The sequence below is a fragment of the Pseudomonas sp. MUP55 genome, from assembly GCF_034043515.1.
Classification (GTDB): Bacteria; Pseudomonadota; Gammaproteobacteria; order Pseudomonadales; family Pseudomonadaceae; genus Aquipseudomonas.
The window spans coordinates 3309191-3334634 of sequence record NZ_CP138214.1 but is presented as its reverse complement, the minus strand read 5'-3'; the positions used below and the strand labels follow the sequence as shown (position 1 = coordinate 3334634).

Genomic DNA, 25444 nt, shown 5'->3' with positions numbered 1-25444 from the left:
CGTCATAACTGACCGAACCGAATCAAAATGTGGGAGGGGGCTTGCCCCCTCCCACATTTAACAAGCCCCTCCCACATTTAAATAGTTACGCCCCTCCATCAGAAGTAGTACGGGAATTTCAGGCTGAAGGTAAAGTCCGGCGCATCGTCGGTCATGCCAATCGCCAGGTTCGGCACGATGGTCAGGTTATCCGATGCGGCAATCGTCATGCCCACGTTGAAGTAGCCGGCGTTGGCATCGCTGGAGACCACCGACTGCCAGTCGCCACCGTCCGGCTTGAGTTTGCTCTTACGCTGGATCAGGTCCGACACCGAGAACGACATACTCATTTTCTCGTTGAGCGCGAACGCTACGCCGAGGCCGACCTGGAAGCTGTCGCCCAGGCGTACTTTGCCTCCGACTTTCTGGTTGACTTCACTGCTGATGTCATCGAAGGAGTCTTCGAAGTTGTGGGTATAGGACAGCGAGCCGAACAGCACCGCGGGGTCGAAGGTCTTGACCAGGGAAATGCCTGGCGTGATCGACCAGACGCCGTTGCCCGTCGGCAGGCTTTCCGGCAGGTAGAGGTTGTCGTTGTTGGGCTGCTTGACCAGTTTGATGCCAAACGGCTCTTTACCCGTGGGCGCCTTCACCCGTACCGATACCACCGCATCCGGCAGGGTGGGGGTTTCATCGAGAAATTTGTACGCCACGCCGAAGTTGACGTCGCCGATGGTGGGGTCGCGGGTGACGGAGCCTTCCGAGGTGGCCGTGGCATCGTTGCCGGCACCGGCGGACTGATAGGTGGAGTCGCGGTAGACCACCGGGACGTTCAGGTCGAACTGCCAGCGATTGTCGACGTTGTAGCGCCCGGTCAGGTCCAGGGTCCAGCTGTCGGACTTGATCCGGTCCAGGTTGATGTTGCCGAGGAAGATCGAGTCCAGCGCCAGGAAGCCATTGAGGGTCAGCTGACGGGCGTCATAACGGGCATAGGTCACGCCGGTTTCGAAGCTGAACTTGCCGTTGCCGAAAAAGCCGCTGGCTTCGTTATAGAGGTTGCTCACGCTTTGCGCGGGCGCCGAATCATCCTTGAGCGACTGGCCGTAGGAACTGCCGCCGCCGCCCGCGCCACCGGATGCCGCCGCCGCGCCCGTGCCGGCGACGACCGCGCCGCCTTTCTTGAAGTCGGCGGGGGATTTGGCCAGGCGCCTGGGCGCGGGCGCCGCCGGTTGGTCTTCCACCTGACGTACACGTTGTTCCAGCACGGCCAGGGCCTTTTGCTGCACTTCGTAGCGTTGCTTGAGTTCCAGGAGTTCCTGCTTGAGGGTTTCGATATCGGCATCCGGCGCGGCATACAACACGGATGCGGGCAATAGCGTACTTAGACAGACCACCGCGCGGAGCGATAACGATCGATGCATGAAATAAGCCGTCCTTTTCCAATGCGTAAGTGTCGAGGGTCAGCGTAGTTCAATAACCAAGCGTGCGTAGGCCTTTGAGTTGATCCAGGTTGCAGTTCAACGCGCCGTTGTTCAAACCGTTATTGTTCATCACGACATTGAGTTGGGTCAGGTTGTTGACGAAGTTGCTGTTGCCGGTCAAAACCGTGCCTTGCAGCACATTCCCGGCGCCGATCTGCTGCAGGCTGTTGCCTTGGTTGTGGTTGGCCTGGATCGCCATCTGCAGGCCGCCATTGTTGGCCGACACGCTGACATGGCCTGCCGGGCTGTCACCCGAAACCGTGCCACCGGCCACCAATACCTGCCCGGACTGCACGAGATTGGCCGGCGCAAAGCCGTCCTGCGTGACGTTGATGCCTACCGTGTTGTGGGCCGTGTTGCCATCGCCGGCGGTGCGCACGCTTTGCACCACGCCCTGGCCAGTGCCAAGGCCCGCGCCACCGACCACGTTGCCGGCCCCGGTGTTCTGGTTGCTCCCGGTTCCGGCCGAGCCAGTGGTTTGCACGTAGAACTGCGGGGTGATGGTGGTCTTGTCGAGTTGCAGGCTGGCCTTGCCGGTGATGCTGTCACCCACGGCATTGGTCCAGGTGCTGCTCATGACAATGCCGAAGCTGATGATTCGCCCCGGCATCACATAGCGGCCGCGCAGCTCGGCCATTTCCGAATCCTTGAGTTCGATCGGTTTGAAACCCGACGAAGCATAAGCGGGCATCGAGGCTGCCAGACACAAAACCGTCAGCCAACGGGAAGTGTTCATCTTTTGCTCCTGGAGCGTCCTGCCCCTTATTGCGCTTCTAGAAGAAGTCGCTCTGGATAAAACCGAAATCCATCAGCTCGGCGTCGCCCACGGGCCTGAACTCATTCATCTGGTTCTTGGCGGTCAGCGGCGCAGGCGGGTCGAGCAAAACGTTGGCCTTGTCGTAGCCTTCACCCAATACGGCGAACACGATGCCATTCCAACCCTTGACGAAGTCATCCCGCGAGTAGCGCTTATGGCCCAGCACCGGGTCGCCGATATACACCCAGTCCTTGTCGGCCCGCTGCATCACCACGAAGTGCTTGTAGCCACGAATTTCCAGCAGCACCACCACGGGGATTTTCACGGTCGTCAGGGTGTCCGGAGCGATCTTGTAGCCCCGGGCGCGCATGCCGATGCTTTCGAGGTAGCGCTTCATGTCCAGCATGGAAAAACCCTGGGTACGCACCAGGTCCTGGTCGGCGGTGACCAGCATGCCTTTGATGATGTGGTCTTCGTCGACGTCCAGCCAATAGGCCTGGCGCAGGATGGTGGCGAGTGCCGCGGCACCGCAGCTGAAATCGGTTTTCTGTTCCACCAGGTTGGCGAACCGGCGTTCACGAATGCTCTCGACCTTCTTGAAGATCACTGCACCGCCGGGCATGGCGGAGATTGCCATGGTGCCTGCCCAGGTAGTGCCGGCGAGCAACATCAGGAGGGTGAGGGTCGCGATGCGCATGATCGAATGACCTGCTGGACACTGGAATAAAAAAGGGCCTTGTTGCCAAGGCCCCGTTGGATCAGAAGCGCACGCCGCTGGCGCAGTCGCTGCAACCTTGACCGATCGACAGGCTGTTGCTGGCCCCGTTGCCGAGGCCCGATTGAATGTTCACACCCACGTTGCCGGAGTTGTGGTTAACCGAGTTGTCGAGGCTGGAGTTGTTGGACACATACTGCGGTTTGCCATAGCCGTGGCTGCTGACGGCGGTGTTGAGGTAGCTGTTGTTGAGCGAGTTCTGCTCGGTATTGGAAGCCGCCGCGATGTTCTTGCCGTCGGCGGTGGTGATTGCCAGGTTGTTTTTACCCTGGTTGCCTTGGCCGGCCTGGCCGTTGTAACCCACGTTCCCGGAGTTGCCGTTGACCGAGTTGTCCAGGGACGCGTTGTTTTGCGTGCCTTTGTTGACGAAGTTGTTGTGGCTGCTGCCTTGATCCACATCGATCACCGCGAACACCGTGGCGAAGTCGCCCTTGGCACTGGAGATGGCACCGGCGTTATCGGCCTGGTTGCCGGAGCCCGACTGCACGTTGACCCCGACGTTACCGCTGTTGCCGGTTACCGAACCGTCAGCCGAGGCATTGTTTTCGGTATTGGTGTCGTCGAATTTGTTGTGTTCGCTTTTTTGTACATCAGTGACCACTGCGGCAACCGTACCGGTAGGTTGCGGCGCCGGATGCCAGCCACCCCCTGCTTGAGCGGCGGCAGCCATGAGTGCGGCGAGCGCGAAAACCATTGGTTTCAGGGCCATTTGAGGTTTCATGGTGTTTCTCCTTGCTTCTAATTAGTTGAGTTAAGTGTTGGTACGGTCCAGCCAGTGCTACCAAGCATTTACTTGATAGTGATGCCCAGGGTGTTAGCCACTCGGTTCCCCACCCCGGCACTCTGGTTCACCTGAATCACTCCTCGGCTGCCGGTGAAGGCCTGGTCGCTGGTCACGACCTGGCGGCTGCCAGTGGTGGGGGTGAGCCCTGAGTCGGTCAACTGCGTCGTGTTCTGTTGCAACAGGACGCTGTCATCGATGCTTTGCGGGCCAGGGTTTAGGCTGATCCGCACGGCGTTGATCGATTGGTTATTGGCCCCGGCCGACTGGTTGATGCCCAGTACACCGTTGCCGTTGGTAAAAGAGGTGCCCAGGATCGCCGCCTTGGCGTTCAGGGACGGGTCGACGTTGCCGTCGAGTTTCTGGATGTTGACCGTGGTGGCCTGGCCGCCGAGAACGATGGCGCGGCTGTTGGACATTTGCTGCCGGGTGCCGGCCGCCTGGTTGATCGACAGAACGCCCTGGTACTGTGTGCCGCTGTTGTCGATCACGGCGCGGTCATCAGCCATTGTCGACGCGCTGGCCAGCAGCGCGAACACCCACACCGAGCGCTTCATCACTTGCCCCCCATCATGCTGCCGAGGTTGTTCAAGGGGGTCATGCCGCGCTGGATCGAATCACTGATCTGGCCACCCATGCCGCTGCCGGCACCGTGCCCGGCGGCCGCGCCGGAGCCGAGGGTCGACATGCCGTGTTGCGTGGCGCTCAAGCCCGACAGGTTGCCGCTGGGCTGCAGGGCAGGTGCGAGGCTGGAACCGCTGCGAATACCGCCGATGTCCACATCGCTGAGTTCACCGGACATGGCGCTGATCACTTCCTTGCTGGGATTGGCGTTGGCGGTATTGGGGTAGGGGTCGGGAAGGGAGGTGCGCCCATACATATGACCTTGCACCACACGTCCCGTCACGATCACGCCGTCACCGGCCTGGCTCGGCAGGCTGATGCCGGCACTGAGCACGCAACTGATCAACAGTGCGTTTATCGAGGCTTGAGTGAGTGTGTTCACGGCGGCAGTCCTTATTATTCACGCTGACCCTAAACAGCGTTGTCAGGAACAGAGCAGAAGGCGTGCCGCTTTTTGTTTTTGCTGTGGTTTCAAGGTGTTGCGATTGGCCCTGGAGGATAGGTCGGCGGCAGTGTTTCAGCCGTGAGACAGTCGCCCCGAGACGCGATATGCCCGGCCGTTCACGCCTGCTGTCTCATCGATGAAACAGTGCCCATGACAAAATCATGAATGCGCACCCACGGGGCGATTCAGGACACTTGGCTGTTTCAAAAATGGACAGTTGCGGCGCCAGGGGCGTGCTCAGCCCTTGGGGGTTTTGCGCGGAATGGAATTGAGTACGGGGTTGCCGTCCTGATTCTGGGTCAGGTAGACCGGCAGCACCTTGGGCAGGGAAGGGATGAGGTTGTTGACCTCACTGAGGTTGTAGATACCGCCAATGCGAATGGTCCCGGTGCCCGCATCCGCCAGCATCGCGGGCTTGTCTAGGTAGCGGTTGATCAGCGGCAGGGCGTCGGCCAGGGCCAGGTTGTCGAGCACCAGCTTACCGGTGCGCCATGCCAGCGTGGGATCATTGGGCCTGGTCGTGGACACCCGCGGGGTGGCATCGCCGTGCTGGTAGCTGGCCTGCATGCCCGGGGTAAGCGGCACGCTGCCATGCACCGAGTCGCTGGCGATCTGCACCGAGCCTTCGAGCAGCATCACCCGGACCTGGTCTTCATAGGTCCAGACATTGAACTGGGTGCCCGTCACTCGCACTTGCCCATCGCCAGCCTGCACGATAAACGGATGATCGCTGTCATGAGCGACCTTGAAAAACGCCTCGCCCTTTTTCAGTCTGACCTGACGTCGATCCTTGTAAGCGCTGTAGACCAGTTCGGTACCCAGGTTCAATTCCACCTGGCTGCCATCGCCAAGGGTGACGCTGCGCAAGCCGTTGGCCGCCTGGTAATGCTTGTAGGAACTGGGCAGCCAGCCGGCTTGCCAGCCAGTGAAGGCGGCCAGCGGTAACGCGGCAAGGCAAACCGCGGCTGCGACCGCATAGGTGCGCCAGCGCGGGCGAGGCTTGAGCGCCGACACCACCGGCGCCGGCGCGGTGCGCGGCAGATGATCGGCCACGTCCCAGATTTCCAGCATCGCCGCATACTCGAAGGCATGCAGCGGATGAGCATCGTGCCATTGGCTGAAGGCCTGGCGCTCGGCCACCGTGCAATCGCTCGCGTGCAAGCGCATGCACCAGTGCGCGGCCGCATCGGTGATGGCGTCATACTCGGCTTCGGAAACGGGCTTGTCGGTCATTAACACATCCTGATTTGCGCCATTCTAACCTCCCAGGCCGTACGGCGAGAACCGCCATCATGGCAAATGAGCATCAATGAGAATGAATCTCTCTGAAGCACACTGGCGCAGCGCCCGCTGACGGCCTGTCAGGCACCGGCGTCCAGCTCCCGGCCCAATTGGCTGATCAGGTAGGTGACCGAGTCGGCGTTGCCCAGGATCGTGTCCAGGCGCCGGTCGGCGTTGCTCATGAACACAGACCGGGCATCCTCCAGGGTCCGAGCGCCAGTGGTACTCAGCACCTTGTCCTTGAGCGCCGAAGTACCCTGGCGGTTGCCATAATCGTTCCACTGCTGGGTGAGCGCGTCCAGGCTCTTGAACAGGTAGATGGCCGGTGTCAGCACCGAGAGGGCTGTTTCACGCAAGTCGGTCAGGTCGGTTTTCATCTGCGCGGCGCCGGTGATCCGCACATTGATCAGGTCCGGGAACGGTCGCATGCTGTCCAGGTAAGCCAGGTCTTCGGTGGCGGATGTCAAGTGCGTGATCTCATGGATCAACACGGTTGCGCGCGCATGGGCCGAAATATCAAACGGGGTGGTCAAGCGATTTTGGTAGACGTCCATGTTGGGGTCGAAGAACCGGTCCAGCAGGTAGATCTTTTTGTCCGCATCATCTGGCAGCACGAAGGCATAGGTATGGGTCTCGCCAGTACGGTGGGTACCACAGACGAAGCGCATCGTGTCAGGGTTGATCAGCGTGGGGTTGACCAACTCGTCGAGCACCTCGTCGACGCGGGTTTCGATGCGCTGCACCTGATCGGGCGTCAGGGTAAGGATGCCGAACATTTCGGTGAAAAAACGCCCGAGGCGGCTGTTCGGATCGCGCAGGCCTGCAAAATTTGAAAGGTTGCGTTTGCACGTCACCGCGTAATACGTCGCCACGTTGAGCGCTTCGTTGATGCACAGCGCCTTCCAGCTGGACAGCGCAGCAATGGCCGGCATGCCCACCGCCTCGATGTTGATGGACTCGCGCTCAGCCGAGCGAGTCAACGCCCTGTAAGTGTATTTGGAGAGCGTCTTGCCGTAGCGCGGGCGATGCGAGTCCAGGTCCAGCACCCATTCGCCACGGCTGTTACGCTGCACGTAGGGGCCGTGCCGGTCACCGTCGTTCATGCGCCAGTGCTGACCGGCTTTCTTCACCCGGTAGACCTTGCCGTCCAGCGGGACGAAAGCGCGCGTGTTGGCCTCGTCCTGGTAAACGGTCGCAGGACTCTTTTTCAAGTCTTTGAGGCTGACCCGCGTGTTTTCGAACTGACTCAGTCGAGTGCGCTGGGGCGCTGTCATGTCCAGGGTCGCCAGGGTCATTGCCGCAGGCGCGGGTGCGTCAAGCCATTGGCCCACCGTGGTGGCTGGCGCAGGCGTGGCGGTATCGGGCACGAGCCCGTCCAGTGCCCTGCGCAAGGCGGCCATTTCGGCCACGCCGGCGATAAACGTCTTCAGCGCGTGTTGCCAGCGCTGTTGCTGCAGGTTTTCGGCCGACGCCTTGAACAAATTGAAGCTGCGCCAGATCACCAGTGGATAAGCCAGCTTGCCAGCCATGAATTGAAAGGCGTTGGGAATGCCCTCGCCGAGCAGGCTTGTGACCGCGTCCCACTGCGCCCTGGCGCCCGGCGTAAACTGGCACGCGAGCAGCTGGGATAACAGGGCGAGGTTGTCTTCGAACAGTCGCGTCAGCAGGTTGCCGGGGATAGGTGTGTCGCCCAGACGAATCTCTTGCAATTCGCGAAGTGCGTGCTGGCTCAGCAGATTGCGGTAGGTTGCCTGCTGAGGGTCTTCCAGGCGACCGACTACCCAATCCTGCAAAGCACCAGGGGTTGTGAATTCATCGAGCAGTCTCGATTCGCTGGCGTATTCCTTGAGCAAATGCGTGGGACTGTAAGGTGCATACAGCAATGTGGGCCCGCTAGCGCCGGCCTTCGGGCCGATCAGGTAGCAACCCAGGGCCGTGGCAGGGGTTGCACCGGGCGTGGCGATCAGCGCAAGGGGGCGAATGACCGCCGTCACGCCGTGAATCAGGGCCCGGGCTACGGCATCGGGCATGTCGAAGACCTGCTGCACAAAGCTCCAGGCCGAGGCCGAGAGCTGTTCGTCGAGCCTCTGTTCGTGGGCGTACTGCAGCATTTGCCAGGGCAACTGCCGACAGAACCGATCACGGCGTACGAGTGCGTCATCGCCTTGGCCTTCCAGGTGGCTGGTCAGGTGTGCCTGGTACAACCGCTTGAGGTCCAGTTGGCGCACCAGCTGCACCACGGCATCGCCGTCCAGGCCCGGTGGCAGTGGCGTGGCGGTGCGCGAACTGAGCCGGATGCCTTCGGCACGCAGCTCGGGCAAATGGCGCAAGGCAAAGTCCGTCAGGGTCTGGTTGTGGCCCTTCAGATCGATACGAGGGGCGATCAGCACATTGTCCGGATTCACCACCTGCCCCGGAAAACGCTTTGCGAGCAGGTTGGAAAGCGTCACTACCGCCTGCTGGCGCATCGGGATGATGCCGTGAAGGTAGTCACGTTCCTGCGGGGCGCTGAGGCGGTACTGTTCCAGCAGTTCGGCATGCAGAATCTGTTCGTGGGGCGGCGCCATGCCCAGCCAGACCGCAAGCCCTTGCTGATGAAGTATGGCTTGGGCGATGGCAATGCTCCTGGGCAACCCGGACGGCGGTGTGCGGTGCAGCAAAGCATTCAGCCAGTCCTGCAGCGCCTTTGCGCTAAGGTTCATCAGGAGCACGTGGTCAATATCGGCCCGCGTCAGCCGGCTATAACTGTCTTGACGATCGTTGAGCAGATGGCGGTCGATGCGTTTCAGCGGGCCGAGTTCGAAGGTTTGATGAGGCCTGCGTTTGGCGGCGGGCAGGTTTTCCAGCAGGAACAGGCGTTGCGTGGGGGACGCCAGGCGGTGCTTGAGCTTTTTGAGCAGGTCGGTGATCGAGGTAAACGGCTCATAGCCATGGCGGGGCGTCCACAGCAGGACGATGCCGGAATGCAGCGGGTCGTATCCGCCGCGCTCGGTCAACGCAAAGCAATTGGCCAGCGGCTCTGGCTCGGCCTGGTGACCCGCGTAGAGGGTCAGGCCGAAGGCATCCGGTATGAAGCCGTTGAGGCCGTGGCGGGTCGGGCGCGTCAGGCTGTCGGCCCTGAGTACACTGTCAAGCAGCGCGAGTTCACGCGGCGCCAGGCTTTTATCCAGCTGGCGCAGGTGCATCTCCCCACTGAGTCCCTGCAGCATGCCAAGACTCAGGCGTGTCTGTTCGTTGCTCAGGAATGCACCCGGCCGCGTACGCAGGTATTGCTGCGCAAAGGTCGCCAGGACTTGCTCGATCACCCGGTTGAAAACAGCCACTGTCAGGTCGTGAAGCTTGTCCGCAGCGCCCTCCACGCGCTTGCCGTAAAACCAAGTCAATGATGATTGCTTCACGGCTTCGGCCTTCCTGGCCAGGCGCGCGATAAAGTGGCCGACCATGCTTGACGATGCCTGGGGCAAGCGCGTTTCACGTTCTTGAGCTTCAGTGGCATAGGTATTGATATAGACATCCTCGGCATGCAGATCCAGCTGGCTTTTGCTCAACTGTGCATCCAGCGCCTTCACCGCCAGGCTGCGCAGGGTCGGATGCTTGCTGTGCGCGAGTGCGAGCGCTGCCTGGATGGCCTCCAACCGTTGCAAATGGCCCTTGGTGCGTTGCGCGATGACGGTGGTGGGGCCACCGTCGGTGCCGGTGACCGGGTGCACGCTCCAGCGCCCGTCGGTCTGCAGTGCAAGTAAACGGCTGTCCAGCATCAAGCGGATGTCCAGGGCACTGTCGAGCAGCGCGCCCAGGTCGATGGTGCCGCCGCTGCGTCGAAAAAGTCTGAGGGCGTATTCCAGGTTGTTGAGCTGCTTGGCGGCAATGTCCTCGACCATTTCCTGGAAAATGTCGTCGGCCACGGGACACCCGGTGACCTGCAACTGGTCCATCCCGATGTAGACATTCTGTTCATCCAGGGACAGGAAATTGAGCAGTTCATCTTCGTAGCCCGCAGCCTTGAGCATCGCCAGCAGGGTGGCGTGGAGGTCGTCCAGATCCTTGAGCACCTGCAGGCCACGGTTTTGGGTATACAAAAAGGCTTTGTCGTTGCTGATCATGAGGGTGCTGGCCAGTTCAACGTGATGTTGATACGGCGCGCTGACACGTATTTTTTCTATGCGCAAGGGGCTGTTCAGGGCGTTGCGCGCGGCTTGGCTCTTCAGGAACAGGGCCTGCAATTTGATGCTTTCGTCGGTGGACAGGATGAAATCCTGGTGCTTGAACAGCAGGTCCACACGGAATTTTTCACGGACGACCTGGGCGAAGAACGCCAGGCGAGACTGACCCTTGTCGAAATCCTCGTTCCAGTAGGTTTGCACCAGGCTGTTGAGCAGTTTCGACAAAATGCCGCTGGTTTGCTCAACCACGCTGTTCCAACGCAACTGGTCCTCGTCCCGTTGCTTCTGGTTAAAGGCGGTGGTGTCATGGCGCGGGTTGAAGAAACTGTGAGTCTGCTCGGCAGGCCAGCCTTGCCTGGCATAAAACTGCAGCAATGCTTCGCGCAACGGGGTTGAGGCGACCCAGTGGCTGTCCTCGCCGGCGCTGGCCCGGCTGTAAAAGTTCACACGGGTGTCGCCTTGGTTCAGGCCTGCAAAGTGCACGCGAGCCATGATGCCCAGCAGCGTGTCGAGCATTTGGTGCAGGTTGGGCAGCTGGCGCAGTTGGGCGAGCATTGCCTCGACGTTGCTGTGCTGGTTGGTCAGGATTACCTGTTCCTGATCGCGCATGACCTCGCCCTGTATCACCTCGCGTGTGAGCGCCAGCGAAGCGTTGGCAGGCAGCTCCTCGCGTTGGCTGATGGACAGAAAACGCAGCAGGTCGGCCCGTTCGCTCGGCTGCTCCAAGCGGTCTTGCAGTTCCTTGATCAACGCAGAGGGGCTGTCGAATACTTCCAGGCCTCCATAGGGCGTGTAGAGCACGGCGCGTCTGGCGTCCGGCGTGGGGCTCATCATGAACGCGCCGGCCAACGGCAGGGCGGGTTTGCCGGTGAGGATAATCAGCAGGCGTTCCACGGTCATCGGGTAGCTGTGGGTTTTGGTTTGCTGGCGCGCGGCGTTGGTGGCGTAGTAAAGCGTGTGCAGCCAGTCCAGATCTTTTACGGTAAACCCCAGCGCCCGTTCGCGCTCGGTGGGTGCGTTGCGTTTGACGGGTCGCAGCAATTCTTCGAAAAAATAGGGTGGGGTCAAGCGAGCCATGCCGTGTTCTCCATCAGCGTCGGGGGAGCAGGTGAAACTAAAGGCTGATGGGGCGCAGGTGGCGGTAGATAACTGGGTCAAGCCGCAGGCGCCCGTTGACAGCAGGCATGGGCCGCGTTGTTTAATCGGTGATCTGGATTCTTGTTGTCTCTTCCAATTAAAAAAATCGGAGCTACAGATGTCTGCCCAGTCCCCGGTAGTTGATCGTGCCAGCGCGTTCATCGGTTTCACTGAGCTGGTGGCCTTGCTGCAAACGGTGTTTGAAAAGCACGGTACCTCGCCCGAGGTTGCGGCCATTCTGGCGAACAATTGCGCCAGCGCCGAGCGCGACGGCGCCCACAGTCACGGCATCTTTCGCATGCCCGGCTACCTCAGTACGCTGGCCAGCGGCTGGGTAGAGGGTCACGCGCTGCCCGTGGTGACGGACGTCGCCAGTGGCTTTGTGCGGGTTGACGCCTGTAACGGCTTCGCCCAACCGGCCTTGGCGGCTGCCCGGCCCTTGCTGGTGGACAAGGCTCGCAGCGCCGGTATCGCGTTGCTGGCGATCCACAATTCCCACCATTTCGCCGCGCTGTGGCCAGACGTCGAGCCTTTTGCCGACGAAGGCCTGGTGGCCTTGAGCGTGGTCAACAGCATGACCTGTGTGGTGCCCCATGGCGCCGACCGGCCGCTGTTCGGCACCAACCCCATCGCTTTTGCCGCGCCACGCGCCGACGGCCCGCCGATCGTCTTCGACCTGGCCACCAGCGCCATCGCCCATGGCGACGTGCAGATCGCCGCGCGCAAAGGCGAGCGTCTGCCGCCGGGCATGGGCGTGGACAGCCTGGGCCAGCCGACCCAGGACCCGAAAGCCATTCTGGAAGGCGGCGCGCTGCTGCCGTTTGGCGGGCACAAGGGCTCGGCCCTGTCGATGATGGTCGAGTTGCTGGCGGCCGCGTTAACCGGAGGGCATTTTTCCTTTGAGTTCAACTGGGCTGATCATCCGGGTGCGCGCACGCCCTGGACCGGCCAGTTGCTGATTGTCATCGACCCGAGCAAGACGGCCGGGCAAAGCTTTGCCGCGCGCAGCCAGGAACTGGTGCGGCAGATGCATGCGGTGGGATTGCGGCGGTTGCCGGGGGATCGGCGTCATCGCACGCGGGCGAAGTCTGAGGAGACTGGGATAGAAATTGAAGTAGAGGATCTGCGGCAGTTGCGCGAGTTGGCGGCGCAGTGAAAGGGGGCTGCGCGTTGCGCGCAGCCCGCACTCGTCAGTTGCGGCGACCGAGCAACAGGCCTACCACCAGGCCAAAGCCTGCGGAAATAGCCACGGTCTGCCATGGGTGGCCACCGATATAGGTCTCGGTGGCATCCACCACCGGCTTGCTGCGCTCACGTACGCTGGACACCGAGTCCAGGGCTTGCTTGAGTTTGATGGCGACCTGCTCGCGCAGGGTTTCACCTTCCTCGCCCACCAGTGATGCGCTGCTCTTGAGCAGTTTGTCGGATTCTTCGATCAGCGCAGTCAGCTCGCTGAAAGCCTGATCCTTGATTTGTTCTTCGACGGCTTGGGCGGCGGTTTTGCGGGCCATGTGTGACTCCTTGCAAGTGGATGTGGCAGTGACCAATGGAGTATCGGGCGGTGGCAAAAGTTGCAGTTTATTTTGCCGGCTCGCCGTTTGCGGCAAAATCGAAATCGGGTCCTTTGGACCTACAGTGTAAGATGTCACCTATTTGTGCAGCAGGTAATTCAACATGAGCTTCAATCTCGCCAACAAGACCCTCGCCGAACGCGCCGAGCTGGAAGATGAAAAGTCCCGTCTCTACGACCTGTGGCAAACCAACCTGGGCAAGGCCAAGGGCGAAGCCGCGCGGTTGTTCGGCGAGCGCGCCAAGCGCAAAGGCAAATGGGCCGAGTGGGTGCGCGCGGAACTTGACGGCATGTCGCCGCCTGAGTTTTCCAACATGGTGCGCAGCGAAGTCAACAAGCTGATGGCAGCGGCTAAGTAAAGCTCGCCTCGATCGCCTCGCGCACCTTCAGCAGCAACGGGTCGAGCTGGGCCTGGGTGCGCCAGCCCAGCTCCACCGGATAACGGGGCAACGCCAGCGGGCAGGGCAGGACGCGCAAATCGGTCAGGCGGGCGATGGCTTCGGCGGCATGCCCCGGAATCGTCGCCACCGCCGCACTGCCCTTGAGCAGAAACGCCAATGCGGCAAAGTGGCTGGTGGATGCGCACACCTGGCGGCTCAAGCCGTGCGCCGCCAAGCCCTCATCGGTAATACCGATGAACCCGCCCGATGACACCAGCACATGTTCGCGCGCGACGAACTCCCTCAAGTCGATCTGTTGCTGACCGGGCGCCAGGCTGTCGGCGTCCACCAGGCAGCGATAGTCACCTTCGCCGAGCACTTGCCGGCTCAGGCGCCGCTCGGCAAAACCGCCGGCGGTGATCGCCAGGTCCAGGCTGCGGTCGAGCAGGGCGTCGGCGACGATCTGGCTGTGGGTCTGGCGGAAAATCACCCGCAGTTTCGGCAGGCGCTGTGCAACGCTGTCCATCAGGCGGCGGCCGTAGGCAATCTCGAAATCGTCAGACAGGCCCAGCACCACCGAGCGGCCCTGATAGTTCGGGCTTTGCGGGTTGATCATCGCCAGGCTTTGCCGGCAGCGCTCCAGCGCCTCGCTGATCACCGGTTTGAGTTGATTGGCGCGTACCGTCGGCGCCAGTCCACGGCCGGTCCGCACAAACAACTGATCGCCGTACAGCTCGCGCAAACGCCGCAAACCGGCGCTGATGGCCGATTGCGTGACCCCCAGGCGCAAAGCCGCACGGCTGGCGCTGGACTCGTCATGCAAGGCTTCGAAGGTCTTGAGCAGGTTCAGGTCAACCTGCGCGATATTGATTTGGCTCATATCATTTAGCACTGAGGTGGGCTTTATTCATGATCCGGCCTGGCCGGAGAATGGGCAACCCCCACTGACTTTGGAGTGACGTGATGCCTGTATCTACCGTGGCTGCTTTACAAATAGGCTCGCTGCCGGGCGGCAAGGCTGAAACCCTTGAACAGATACTGGCCTATGAAGACCAGATCCGGCGCAGCGGCGCGCGACTGGTGGTGATGCCCGAGGCCTTGCTCGGCGGGTATCCGAAAGGCGAAGGGTTTGGCACCCAATTGGGTTACCGCCTGCCAGAGGGGCGTGAAGCCTTCGCACGCTACTTCGCCAACGCTATCGATGTGCCGGGTGTCGAGACCGATGCGCTGGCCGGGCTAGCCGCACGCACCGGTGCCAGCCTGGTACTCGGCGTGATTGAGCGCAGTGGCAGCACCTTGTATTGCACCGTGCTGTATGTCGAACCCACGGGCGGGCTCGTGGCCAAGCACCGCAAGCTGATGCCCACCGGCACCGAACGGCTGATCTGGGGCAAGGGCGATGGCTCGACGTTACCGGTGGTCGACACCGCAGTAGGGCGGATCGGCGGCGCAGTGTGCTGGGAAAACATGATGCCGCTACTGCGCACCGCGATGTACGCCAAGGGGGTAGAGGTGTGGTGCGCGCCGACCGTGGACGAGCGTGAGATGTGGCAGGTGAGCATGCGCCACGTGGCCCATGAAGGGCGCTGTTTTGTGGTGAGCGCCTGCCAGGTACAGGCCTCGCCCGAGGCATTGGGCGTGGAGGTGGCCAACTGGCCGGCGGATCGCGCGTTGATTGCCGGTGGCAGCGTGATTGTCGGGCCAATGGGCGACATTCTGGCCGGGCCGCTGGTGGGTGAGGCGGGACTGCTGACGGCGCAGATCGATACCGATGACTTGGTGCGGGCACGGTATGACTACGACGTGGTGGGGCATTACGCCCGGCCGGATGTTTTTGAGTTGACGGTGGACGAGCGCGCCAAGCCGGGTGTGCGCTACATCACTGACTAAACGCGGTTAAAACTGTGGGAGGGGGCTTGCCCCCGATAGCGGTGGGTCAGTGGCAGATAAGCTGACTGATACACCGCCATCGGGGGCAAGCCCCCTCCCACATTCAATCTTCAGCTTTTGATATTTACCGTTTGGGGGATTTGGATTCCAACCACTCTTCACGGGTCATTTCCCAAATATCCCGTGGGAAAGTGCCTGCAACAAATTCGCCCTCGTCCGTCTTGATCAGGCGCATGCCGGTGCGCTCTGAAATCCGCCGTGACCCAAGGTTCGGAGCAGCCTTGGGTACACGCAACACAGGGCGCCGGAGCACGCCAAACCAATAGTCCGTCACCGCGGCACTGGCTTCGGCCATCAGGCCTTGCCGCTGCCACTGCGGTGCCAGCCAGAACCCGCGGTTATTGTCTTCTTCGTCCATCAGGCTGATATTGCCGATCAACTGTTCAGGCGCGCTTTTAAGACGGATCGACCAGTGCCATTCCTCACCGCAGAGCATGGCGGGCAGGGCCATGTGTTGCAGGAAGGTACGCGCGCCATCTGCCGGATAAGGCCAGGGCACTTGCGCGTTGAGGTAGCGCACCACCTCCCAATGGGCAAATTGCTGCTGGATCGCCTCGGCATCGTCAAGAACCAGCGGACGCAGAATCAAGCGTTCGGTGAACAGTGTCGGCTGCATGCGCTTCACCAAGTAGCCGTATTCGGCAAATCCAGCGTGCCACGCTCGACAAAGCGCATCGTGCCAAACAGCCCACCCGCGAGCTTGCCGCGCAGTACATACGGCAGGTTGTTCAAGCTCTGGGTCTGGCTCAGGCCAAGGGTCTGGCGCAACACGGTAAAGGCCGAAACGCTGACCGGCACCATCACCACGGCTTCGGAAAACCTCGGGATGCTGCCGGCCTGGTCGCTCACCCCCGAGGCCAGTGGCCGGCCATTGACCTCCAGGTCCAGGGCTATGCCGTTGTAGTCGATTGCCGTTTCATTGGGGTTCTGCACCCGCAGTTTCACGGCGAAGCGCACTTCCAGGTCCTGGCTTTGCAGCGGTTCGATGCCCACCACATTGATGTTGACCGGGTCGCGCTGGGGGAACAGCGCGCAGGCGCTCAAGGTCAGCAACAACAGCGATAGAACCATGAGCTTGCGCATCTGAACGTGCTCCTACTGTTTCGTGACGTCCGGGTCCTGCATGACCTTGAGGGTCGAGGACTCCGGATCAAATTCATCTTCGTGCAGTTCTATGAACTCTTCAGGCAGGAAAATGTTCAGCAGGATGGCACAGAACGCTCCCACGGTAATCGGCGACTCGAAGATGTTGTGCAGCGCCTTGGGCAGGTCGCGCAGCACTTCCGGCACGGCGGCCACGCCCAGGCCCATGCCGAGGGAAATCGCCACGATCAGCACATTGCGTCGATGCAGCCCGGCTTCGGCGAGGATCTTGATACCGGCCACGGCCACGGTGCCGAACATGATCAGGGTCGCGCCGCCCAGCACCGGCTTGGGCATCAGTTGCAGCACCGCGCCGATCATCGGGAACAGCCCCAGCAGCACCAGCAGGCCGGCGATGAAGTAGGCCACGTAGCGGCTGGCAACGCCGGTCAGTTGGATCACGCCGTTGTTCTGGGCGAACGTCACCATCGGCAGGCTGTTGAAGGTGGCCGCCATGGCCGAGTTGAGCCCGTCGGCCAGCAGGCCGGACTTGATGCGCTTGATGTACAGCGGCCCCTTGACCGGCTGCTGGGAAATCATCGAGTTGGCGGTCAGATCCCCGGCCGCCTCCAGCGGCGAAATCAGGAAGATCACCGCCACCGGGATAAACGCCACCCAGTCGAACGAGAACCCGTACTTGAACGGCACCGGCACGCTGATCAACGGCACCTGGGGCAGGGCGGTCATGTCCACACGGCCGAGCATCCACGCCACGACAAAGCCCAGGGTCAGGCCGATCACGATCGAACCCAGGCGCAGGAACGGGTTGTCAAAGCGATTGAGCACCACGATGGTCAGCAGCACCAGCGCCGCCAGGCCCATGTTACTGGCGGCGCCCAGGTCGCTTGCGCCAAAGCCACCGGCCATGTCGGTGACGGCCACTTTGATCAGCGACAAGCCCATCAAGGTGATGATGGTGCCGGTGACCACTGGCGTAATCAGCTTGCGCAGCTTGCCGATGAACTGGCTGAGCACCACTTCGATAAACGCCGCAAAAAAGCAGATGCCAAAGATCGTCGAGAGGATTTCATCGGTGCCGCCGCCACGGGCCTTGACCATGAACCCGGCGCTCAGAATCACACTGATAAACGAAAAGCTGGTGCCCTGCAGGCATAACAGGCCCGAGCCGATGGGGCCGAAGGTACGCGCCTGCACAAAGGTGCCGAGCCCCGAGACGAACAGTGCCATGCTCACCAGATAGGGCACTTCGCTCTCCAGGCCCAGCACGCCACCGACGATCAGGGTCGGGGTAATGATGCCGACGAAGCTCGCCAGCACATGCTGCAAGGCGGCAAAAATCGCCGCCGTGAAGTGCGGGCGGTCTTCCAGGCCATAGATCAGGTCGGATTTATAGCGCGGGCGGGGGGCTTGAGCGTCAGACAAAATGAGGGCTCGGGTCAGAAAATGGAGGCGCAGGATGCCAGAAACGGCCGATTGCCTGAAGTGTAAAAAAATATTTATGAAAGCCCCGCATTAAATCCTCAAACGTGCCGATACTCCGTATAGGTCCACCTATCAATAACAACAGAGGTGGCCAAGGTGTGGGCAGCGTGTGTCGCTGTCCGATCGTTCGCGGCAGGGATGCTCGCAAACACTATTTCTGAGAGCCGCGCTTATGTCCCTTCGTCATCTGAATATCGCCCCTCGAGCCTTTCTCGGTTTCGCCTTCATTGCGCTGTTAGTGGTGGTTCTGGGGGTATTTGCGGTCAACCGCATGACGCAAATGCGCCAAGCTTCGATGGACATGAGCGCCAACCAGCTACCCAGCGTGACGTACCTGAGCACCATGACCGAAAACGTGCTGCGCATGCGCATCCTGTCGTTCCGCGTGCTGGTCAACCGTGAACCGGCCAGCCTGCAGGAAGCCCAGGTGCGCATCGGCGTACTGGCCGAAAAGGTCAAGACCGCCCAGGCCGGTTATGCCGCGTTGCCCGCAGGGCCAGAAGAGCTGGCGGTGTTCAAGGCCTTCAGCGTCACGCTGGACAACTATCTCAAGGCCCAGGCCGACATGGTGGCGCTGTCAGAGCAAGGCAAGGTCGATGAAATGCGCGCGCTGATCAACAGCCGGATCAAGGAGGGCACCGACCAGATGGGCGAGCAGTTGAACAAGCTGATCGCCATCAATATCGCCGACGCCAAGACCGCTGATGCCGAGGCCGGGCAAAGTTATGAGGGGGCGATTGCCGGGGTGATCGGGGTGTCTGTCGCCGCCGCGCTGCTCACCGTCCTGCTGGCCTGGTTGCTGACCCGCAGTATTGTCACGCCGCTGCGCAAGGCCGTGGAAGTGGCCGAAACCATTGCCGCCGGCAACCTCAGCAAAGCCATCGAAGACGATGGCAAGGACGAACCGGCGCGCTTGCTCGGTGCGTTGGCGAGCATGCAAACCAACCTGCGCCAGACCATCCAGCACATCGCAGGCTCCGCCACGCAGTTGGCCTCGGCGGCGCAAGAACTCAATGCGGTGACCGAAGAAGCCTCCCGTGGCTTGCAACAGCAGAACAACGAAATCGACCAGGCGGCAACGGCGGTCAATGAGATGACAGCGGCGGTAGAAGAGGTGGCGCGCAATGCGGTGTCGACCTCCGAAGCGTCCGGCCAGTCCAACCAGGCGGCGCGGGAAGGCCGTGACCGGGTAGTTGAGACCGTCGGGGCAATCCAGACCATGACCCAGGATGTACAAAACACGGCGGCGATGATCGAGGGGCTGGCGGCGCAGGGGCGTGACATCGGCAAGGTGCTGGATGTGATCCGCGCGATTGCCGAGCAGACCAACCTGCTGGCGCTCAATGCCGCGATCGAAGCGGCGCGTGCCGGTGAAGCCGGGCGCGGCTTTGCGGTGGTTGCCGACGAAGTGCGGGCGCTGGCCCATCGCACGGCGCAGTCCACCCAGGAAATCGAGAAGATGGTCGCCGGCATCCAGAATGGCACCGGTGAAGCCGTGCAGTCCATGCAACAAAGCAATCAGCGCACCCAACACACCCTGGAACTGGCCCGCGCCGCCGGTGTGTCGCTGGAGCAGATTACTCAATCGATCAGCCTGATCAACGAACGCAACCTGGTGATCGCCAGCGCTTCGGAGGAGCAGGCCCAGGTGTCGCGCGAGGTGGACCGCAACCTGGTGAATATCCGCGACCTGGCGACGCAGTCGGCGGCGGGCGCCAACCAGACCAGCGCGGCCAGCCACGAGCTGTCGCGGTTGGCGGTGGATTTGAACGGGATGGTGGCCCGGTTCGTTATCTGACCCTGTGGAATGCGGCTAAAAGGTGGGGGGGCTTGCCCAGATAGCAGTGTATCAGTCAGCTCATCTGTCGCTGAGGCACCGCCATCGGGGGCAAGCCCCCTCCCACATTGGATCGCTGTTGTGTCAGTGGGTATTGGTTCCAGGTTAGCCAGGCTTTCGGTGCTTTCCCCGCCACCGCAGCCAGCAGGGTTACCACTGAAAAATGTGGGAGGGGGCTTGCCCCCGATGGCGGCGGGTCAGCCAGGAATGCATCTGCTGACCCACCCTCATCGGGGGCAAGCCCCCTCCCACATTGGATCGCTGTTGTGTCAGCGGGTATTGGTTCCAGATTCGCCAGGCTTTGTGGTTCTTTGCTCCGCCAACGCAGGCAGCAGGTTATCGCTGAACCATGTGGGAGGGGGCTTGCCCCCGATGGCGGCGGGTCAGCCATAATTGTATTGGATGACCCACCCTCATCGGGGGCAAGCCCCCTCCCACAGTTGGTTGGTGTTGTGTCAGGGGTTATTGGGTCCAGGCAGTTGGATTCACCAGGTTTTTCGGTTTTTGCCCTGCCAATGCCGCCAACAGGTTGTCCACGGCACATTTGGCCATTGCTTCGCGTGTCTCATGGGTGGCCGAACCGATATGCGGCGTGGCCACTACGTTGTTCAAGCGCAGCAGCGGTGAGGCGTGATCCAGCGGTTCTTTCTCGAACACATCCAGCCCGGCCGCACGAATAATGCGCTGCTGCAACGCCTCGACCAACGCCGCCTCGTCCACCACCTTGCCCCGCGAGATGTTGATGAAGATCGTCTCCGGCCCCATCAACGCGAACTCTTCAGCGCCAATCAGCTTTTCGGTTTCTGCCGTCAGCGGCAAGGTCAGGCAGACAAAGTCGGCTTCTTTAAGCAATTGCGGCAGGCTGCGGTACTGCGCGCCAAAGCGTGCCTCCACCGCCGGCTTGGGCGAGTGGCTGTGGTAGATCACCGGCATGCCGAAGCCAAAGTGCCCACGCTGGGCCAGGGCTTCGCCGATGCGCCCCATGCCGATGATGCCCAGGGTCTTGCCGTGCACGTCGCTGCCGAAGTGCGCCGGGCCGATGTTTTTGTTCCATTGGCCGGCGCGCACCATGTCGGCCAGTTCCACCACGCGCCTGGCGGTGGCCAGGATCAGTGCGAAGCCGGTGTCGGCGGTGGTTTCGGTGAGCACATCCGGTGTGTTGCTGAGCAGGATGCCGCGCTGGGTGAGGTAGTCGATATCGTAGTTGTCCACCCCCACCGAAACGCTCGCCACCGCCTCCAGTTTCGGCGCCAGGTCAAGCAGCCTGGCGTCCAGGCGCAGGCTGGCGCCCAGCAGGCCATGGGCATCGGGCAGGGCGTTGCGCAGTTGGGCCAGGCCGGTCTCGTCGAGCGTGTCGATCAGGGTCACGTTGGCGTGCTCATGCAGGCGGGCCATCAGCGGCGCGGAGAGTTTCTTGTATAGGACCACGGATTTTTTCATCAGGAATTCGCCTTCATTTCGAGAGTAGCCAGGGGCTCGCGCACGCGGTCGCTGGCGCCGGGCTTGAGGAATATCGTCAGCACCACCGACAGCATCAGCGCACCGCTCATCAGCAGGTACGAAGCCCCCGGCGACCCGGTGCTGCTATTGAGGTAGCCCACCAGGTACGAACCGCCGAACGAGCCCAGCGCGCCCATGCTGTTGATCAGCGCCATGGCGCCGCCGGCAACGTTGGCCGGCAGGATTTCCGGGACGATGGCGAAGAACGGGCCGTACGGTGCGTACATGCAGGCGCCGGCGATCACCAGCAGGGTGTAGGACCACCAGAAGTGCTCGGCACCGAGGGCGTAGGAGGCATAGAACGCGATGGAGGCGATCAGCAGCGGCGGCCACACAAAGCGTTTGCGCTTTTGCAGCTTGTCCGAGCCCCAGGACACCACCAGCATGCCGATCACCGCTGCGAGGTAAGGCAGGGCCGACAGCCAGCCAGCTTCGACCATGTCCATCTGCAAGCCGGCCTTGAGAATCGACGGCAGCCACAGCACAAAGCCATACACGCCAATGCTCCAGCAGAAGAACTGCAGCGCGAGGATGATCACCTTCGGCGAGCGGAACGCTTCGGCATAATTTTTCACTGCCTTGATGCCCACCTGTTCGGCGGCGAGGGCACTTTCCAGGCTGCGCTTTTCGCTGTCGCTCAGCCACTTGGCATCCTTGGGGCGCTCGTCGGCCAGCTTCCACCAGATAAACGCCCAGAGCACCGCCGGCAAGCCTTCGATGATGAACATCCAGCGCCAGCTGAAATGCTGCACCAGATAACCCGAGACCACCGACATCCACAGCATGGTCACCGGGTTGCCGAGGATCAGGAAGGTATTGGCCCGCGAGCGTTCCGCACGGGTGAACCAGTGGCACAGGTACACCAGCATCGCTGGCATCACGGCGGCTTCGACCACCCCTAGCATGAAGCGAATGGCGATCAGCATATAGGCGTTGGAAACCACGCCGGTCAGGGTGGCCAGGCCGCCCCAGAGGATCAGGCTGACAAATATGAGTTTCTTGACGCTGCGCTTCTGCGCGTAGATCGCCCCGGGCACCTGGAAGAAAAAGTAGCCCAGGAAAAACAGCGCGCCGAGCAGGGACGACATGCCGGGCGTGATCATCAGGTCTTCGGCCATGCCGGAGGCGGCGGCGAAGCCGTAGTTGGCGCGGTCCAGGTACGCCAGGCTGTAGGTGATAAACACGATAGGCATGATGTACCACCAACGGCGGGTGGCGAGTTTCACGGTTTCCATGAGGTGCTCCTGAGCTTGTTGTAGTTGTGGCAACAGGTAGTGGGTCAGGCAACGGATCGGCTGGGTAATTCGGCGCGGGTGGGCAGGCCTTCCATGTCGCCGCGGCTCTGTACGGCGCGGCTGCCGATCCAGTTGCCGCGTTGTACCGCCTCGGGAAAACTCAAGTTTTCCAGCAGGGCGCTGATCATGCCCACGGCAAACCCATCGCCGGCGCCTACGGTGTCGACCACCTTGTCGACGCGTACGGCGGCGACGAAACCCTGGTCCATCTGGGTGCGGTAATAAGCGCCGTCGGGCCCCAGCTTGATCGCCACGGCTTCGGCGCCCTGGTCGAGATAGAACGCGGCAATGTCCGCCGGGTCGTCGAAGCCGGTGAGCAGGCGACCTTCGCCCAGGCCGGGCAATACCCAGTCCGCCAGGCCGGCCAATGCGTTGATTTCGCGGATCATCTGGCTTTCGCTGGCCCACAGTGACGGGCGCAGGTTGGGGTCGAACGACACGCTGCGACCGGCCTGGCGCATCTGTGTCATCAGTTCCACCGACAGCTCGCGGGTAGCCTCGGACAACGCCGGCGGAATCCCGGTGGCATGCAGGTGGCGGGCTTGCAGCAGCGCCGGCGTGATCGCCGAAACCGACAAGTGGCTGGCCGCCGAGCCTTTGCGAAAGTACTCCACCTGAGGGTCGGCGCCGGCGTCTTCGCGGGACTTGAGCTGGAAACCGGTGGGGTACAGCGGGTCGACCGCCACGTGGCGGCAGTCCAGGCCTTCGCGGGCCAGGGTGTCGACCACGAATCGGCCTAGGGAATCGTTACCCACCCGGCTCAACCACGCCACATTGAAACCCAGGCGCGAGAGGCCAATCGCGACATTGCTGTCGGCGCCGGCAATGCGTTTGTGAAACTGAGCGACCTGAGCCAGATCACCGGTCTGTTCGGCGACAAACATCGCCATGGTTTCGCCAAACGACAGAATATCGATCTCAGACATGGGCATTCTCCACGCGGGGTTGGCCGAGGCGGGCGAGGGCGGCGACCTGTTGCGCGGTGACCTGGACCAGGTCATCGCCTTGCAGCGGGTATTCCACTGCCCGGCTAATACCTTGGGTCATGTGCGTGAGCAGTTGTTCCCACAGATGCAGGTCGGTGGCGCCAGGCGGCTGAGCCACCAGCTTGCCGTCCGCGCGACGGGCCACCGCTTTGCAGTGCAGGTAGTCCACATGCCGGCCCAGCAGGCGCGCGGCGGTGAGGGCGGACTGGTCCTGCCACTGCCAGTTGCCGATGTCGAAGGTCATTTTCACCGGCAGACCCAGGCGTTCGACCTCGGTGAAAAACTGTTGCATGGGTTCGATCCGCCCGCCGTGCAGGGTCTGGTCATTTTCCACCAGCAGCCGGACCGGGTGGCGATTGAGCAGGGCGTGCAGGCTTTCGAGGTCGTTGGTGTCGGTGAAGTAACCCAGGGACACTTTCAGCCAACGCGAACCGAACGCCTGGGCGCGGTCCAGGGTAGCGGCGAGGTCGGCATTGGGCTGGGCACGGCCGGCCACCCAGAGTTCCAGGGGCGAGGAAAATACCGATTCCAGGCCTTGCTCGGCAGCGGCCTGGGCCAGCGTGCCAGGCTGTTCGGTGGTCAGCAGTTCCTCACGCCATTCGATGCGCTGGGCGCCGGCGGCGTGCAATAGCGCGACAAAACTCAATTGGCCCTGCTGGCGGACAAGCTCGGCGCCGTAGCTGGAAAGGCTGATGGAGACGGGATATTCATGCATTGTTGTTTACCTCTGAAACCGGTTTCATTTTTATGCGCAGAACAAAATGTGGGAGGGGGCTTGCTCGCGATAGCGGTGAGTCAGCTACAGATAAGCTGACTGACAGACCGCAATCGGGGGCAAGCCCCCTCCCACAGGGAATTGGGTGGAGCCTCGGATAATCAGTTGGGGCAGGAAGCCCAGGGTACGCGTGGGGGCTGTATCACCGCGCAGGCGCTTGAGCAGACAATCGAAGGCACTGGCGCCGATCGCCTCGGTCGGCTGGGCGAGGGCGGTGATGCCAGTGCCGACCAGTGGGTACCAGTCCAGGTCGTCCAGGGCAATCAGGCCGATATCGTCGAACAGGTGGCAGCCCAGCGCCTTGAGCGTACGGGTGCAGGCCAGCGCGGCCACGCCGTTGGCGCAGAACAATGCCTTGCGCCCGGGTTTGGCCAGGAAGGTGCGCAGGTGGTGTTCCAGCTCGTCGTCCAGCTCCAGCACGGCGCCCTTCATGTCGGGGCGCCTGGCGACTTCAGCCTTGAAACTGTGCAGGCGTTCGAGCCGAGAACTGGTGCCGTCGGTCGCCTCGCTCACCAGCAATACCTCGTCGTAGCCCTGCTGCGCGAGGTGCTCCATCGCCATCCGTACCGCCGCCGGGTTATCCAGCCCCACCAGGTCGCTGTGCAGCGGCTCGACCTTGCGGTCAACCAGCACCAGGGGCATTTCCCGTTGCAGTTCCAGCAGTTGGTCAAGGTGATGGCCAAGGGTGTTCACGATCAGCCCTTCAATGTTGTACGAACGCAGCGCCGCCAGGTGCTGGCGCTCCTGCTCGTCATCGCGGTCGGTGTTGCACACCACCAGGCTGTAGCCGTGCTGGCGGCAGGCGGTTTCGACGCCGTGCATCACGGCAATGGAATAAGGGTTGCGGATGTCGGCCACCAGCATGCCGATCAGGCGCGTGCGCCCACGCTTGAGGCCACGGGCCATCTGGTTGGGGCGGTAGCCGAGCTGCTCGATGGCTTGCTCGATGCGCAGGGCGATGGCATCGGAGAGCAGGGCGCGGTCGTCGCCGATAAAGCGCGACACGCTGGCCTTGGACACACCGGCGCGCTCGGCCACATCGAGCATGGTCACGCGGCTGCGCTGGGCGGCAGAAAATGAAGTCACGGTAGCGCCTTTCTTATTGGAGTTGAGCTGCACTGAAACCGGTTTCAGAAAACACC

General features: G+C 61.9%; 22 protein-coding genes. 4 read left to right on the top strand and 18 right to left on the bottom strand.

The annotated features are described in order from the left end of the window. Window positions 1-98: 98 nt before the first annotated feature. The 8 genes from SC318_RS14980 to SC318_RS14945 form a co-directional block, all read right to left on the bottom strand. A complete protein-coding gene (locus tag SC318_RS14980) occupies window positions 99-1400 on the bottom strand; it encodes a fibril amyloid transporter FapF (protein WP_320427421.1) in 1302 nt (433 codons plus the stop codon). A gap of 49 nt (window positions 1401-1449) precedes the next feature. Continuing rightward, window positions 1450-2196: a fibril amyloid subunit FapE gene (locus SC318_RS14975; protein ID WP_320427420.1), complete on the bottom strand. Its 747-nt coding sequence runs from the start codon at window positions 2194-2196 to the stop codon at window positions 1450-1452. A 37-nt stretch (window positions 2197-2233) separates the two neighbouring features. Next, complete coding sequence (locus SC318_RS14970; protein WP_320427419.1) at window positions 2234-2914, bottom strand: fibril amyloid maturation endopeptidase FapD; 681 nt, start codon at window positions 2912-2914, stop codon at window positions 2234-2236. A 61-nt stretch (window positions 2915-2975) separates the two neighbouring features. After that, a complete protein-coding gene (locus tag SC318_RS14965; RefSeq protein ID WP_320427418.1) occupies window positions 2976-3713 on the bottom strand; it encodes an amyloid-like fimbrin subunit FapC in 738 nt (245 codons plus the stop codon). A 68-nt stretch (window positions 3714-3781) separates the two neighbouring features. Beyond that, on the bottom strand, window positions 3782-4330 hold the full coding sequence (locus SC318_RS14960) for a fibril amyloid subunit FapB (protein ID WP_320427417.1): 549 nt from the start codon (window positions 4328-4330) through the stop codon (window positions 3782-3784). After that, window positions 4330-4779, bottom strand: a complete 450-nt coding sequence (locus tag SC318_RS14955; RefSeq protein WP_320427416.1) for a fibril amyloid chaperone protein FapA — start codon at window positions 4777-4779, stop codon at window positions 4330-4332. The genes SC318_RS14960 and SC318_RS14955 overlap by 1 nt, the downstream gene beginning before the upstream one ends. Before the next feature lie 300 nt (window positions 4780-5079). Then, window positions 5080-6075, bottom strand: a complete 996-nt coding sequence (locus SC318_RS14950; RefSeq protein ID WP_320427415.1) for a FecR family protein — start codon at window positions 6073-6075, stop codon at window positions 5080-5082. Between the two features lie 128 nt (window positions 6076-6203). After that, on the bottom strand, window positions 6204-11363 hold the full coding sequence (locus SC318_RS14945; protein WP_320427414.1) for a dermonecrotic toxin domain-containing protein: 5160 nt from the start codon (window positions 11361-11363) through the stop codon (window positions 6204-6206). 178 nt (window positions 11364-11541) lie between these two features. Between SC318_RS14945 and SC318_RS14940 the strand changes: the two genes are divergently transcribed. Beyond that, a complete protein-coding gene (locus SC318_RS14940) occupies window positions 11542-12579 on the top strand; it encodes an Ldh family oxidoreductase (protein ID WP_320427413.1) in 1038 nt (345 codons plus the stop codon). A 34-nt stretch (window positions 12580-12613) separates the two neighbouring features. On the opposite strand, the gene SC318_RS14935 is transcribed toward SC318_RS14940, so the two are convergent. After that, complete coding sequence (locus SC318_RS14935; protein WP_032875861.1) at window positions 12614-12934, bottom strand: ElaB/YgaM/YqjD family protein; 321 nt, start codon at window positions 12932-12934, stop codon at window positions 12614-12616. 163 nt (window positions 12935-13097) lie between these two features. Between SC318_RS14935 and SC318_RS14930 the strand changes: the two genes are divergently transcribed. Then, window positions 13098-13352, top strand: a complete 255-nt coding sequence (locus tag SC318_RS14930; protein WP_003190904.1) for a hypothetical protein — start codon at window positions 13098-13100, stop codon at window positions 13350-13352. On the opposite strand, the gene SC318_RS14925 is transcribed toward SC318_RS14930, so the two are convergent. Beyond that, on the bottom strand, window positions 13345-14244 hold the full coding sequence (locus tag SC318_RS14925) for a LysR family transcriptional regulator (RefSeq protein WP_320431241.1): 900 nt from the start codon (window positions 14242-14244) through the stop codon (window positions 13345-13347). The two genes, SC318_RS14930 and SC318_RS14925, sit on opposite strands and share 8 nt — an antisense overlap. Window positions 14245-14336: 92 nt before the next feature. Here SC318_RS14925 and SC318_RS14920 point away from each other — a divergent pair, with 92 nt between their 5' ends. Then, window positions 14337-15263, top strand: coding sequence for a carbon-nitrogen hydrolase family protein (locus tag SC318_RS14920; protein ID WP_320427412.1), 927 nt, complete (start codon window positions 14337-14339; stop codon window positions 15261-15263). A gap of 124 nt (window positions 15264-15387) precedes the next feature. On the opposite strand, the gene SC318_RS14915 is transcribed toward SC318_RS14920, so the two are convergent. Genes SC318_RS14915 through SC318_RS14905 form a run of 3 tightly spaced genes read right to left on the bottom strand, consistent with a single transcriptional unit; the run spans window position 15388 to window position 17849 of the window. Continuing rightward, window positions 15388-15939, bottom strand: a complete 552-nt coding sequence (locus tag SC318_RS14915) for a GNAT family N-acetyltransferase (RefSeq protein ID WP_320427411.1) — start codon at window positions 15937-15939, stop codon at window positions 15388-15390. A 5-nt stretch (window positions 15940-15944) separates the two neighbouring features. Further along, window positions 15945-16406 (bottom strand): LEA/WHy family protein, encoded by a 462-nt coding sequence (locus SC318_RS14910; RefSeq protein ID WP_320427410.1) that lies wholly within the window; start codon window positions 16404-16406, stop codon window positions 15945-15947. Between the two features lie 12 nt (window positions 16407-16418). Beyond that, on the bottom strand, window positions 16419-17849 hold the full coding sequence (locus SC318_RS14905; RefSeq protein WP_320427409.1) for a nucleobase:cation symporter-2 family protein: 1431 nt from the start codon (window positions 17847-17849) through the stop codon (window positions 16419-16421). Between the two features lie 232 nt (window positions 17850-18081). Here SC318_RS14905 and SC318_RS14900 point away from each other — a divergent pair, with 232 nt between their 5' ends. Next, window positions 18082-19707: a methyl-accepting chemotaxis protein gene (locus SC318_RS14900; RefSeq protein WP_320427408.1), complete on the top strand. Its 1626-nt coding sequence runs from the start codon at window positions 18082-18084 to the stop codon at window positions 19705-19707. A 501-nt stretch (window positions 19708-20208) separates the two neighbouring features. Here SC318_RS14900 and SC318_RS14895 read toward each other — a convergent pair. From SC318_RS14895 to SC318_RS14875, 5 genes are all read right to left on the bottom strand, one after another. Next, complete coding sequence (locus SC318_RS14895) at window positions 20209-21186, bottom strand: NAD(P)-dependent oxidoreductase (RefSeq protein WP_320427407.1); 978 nt, start codon at window positions 21184-21186, stop codon at window positions 20209-20211. Continuing rightward, on the bottom strand, window positions 21186-22481 hold the full coding sequence (locus tag SC318_RS14890; RefSeq protein WP_320427406.1) for an MFS transporter: 1296 nt from the start codon (window positions 22479-22481) through the stop codon (window positions 21186-21188). Before SC318_RS14890 ends, SC318_RS14895 begins: the two co-directional genes overlap by 1 nt. 44 nt (window positions 22482-22525) lie before the next feature. After that, complete coding sequence (locus SC318_RS14885) at window positions 22526-23467, bottom strand: sugar kinase (protein ID WP_320427405.1); 942 nt, start codon at window positions 23465-23467, stop codon at window positions 22526-22528. Then, window positions 23460-24242 carry a sugar phosphate isomerase/epimerase family protein gene (locus tag SC318_RS14880; protein ID WP_320427404.1) on the bottom strand — a complete coding sequence of 261 codons (783 nt, stop codon included), beginning with the start codon at window positions 24240-24242 and terminating at the stop codon, window positions 23460-23462. The genes SC318_RS14885 and SC318_RS14880 overlap by 8 nt, the downstream gene beginning before the upstream one ends. 84 nt (window positions 24243-24326) lie before the next feature. Next, window positions 24327-25388 carry a LacI family DNA-binding transcriptional regulator gene (locus tag SC318_RS14875; RefSeq protein ID WP_320427403.1) on the bottom strand — a complete coding sequence of 354 codons (1062 nt, stop codon included), beginning with the start codon at window positions 25386-25388 and terminating at the stop codon, window positions 24327-24329. Window positions 25389-25444 lie beyond the last annotated feature (56 nt).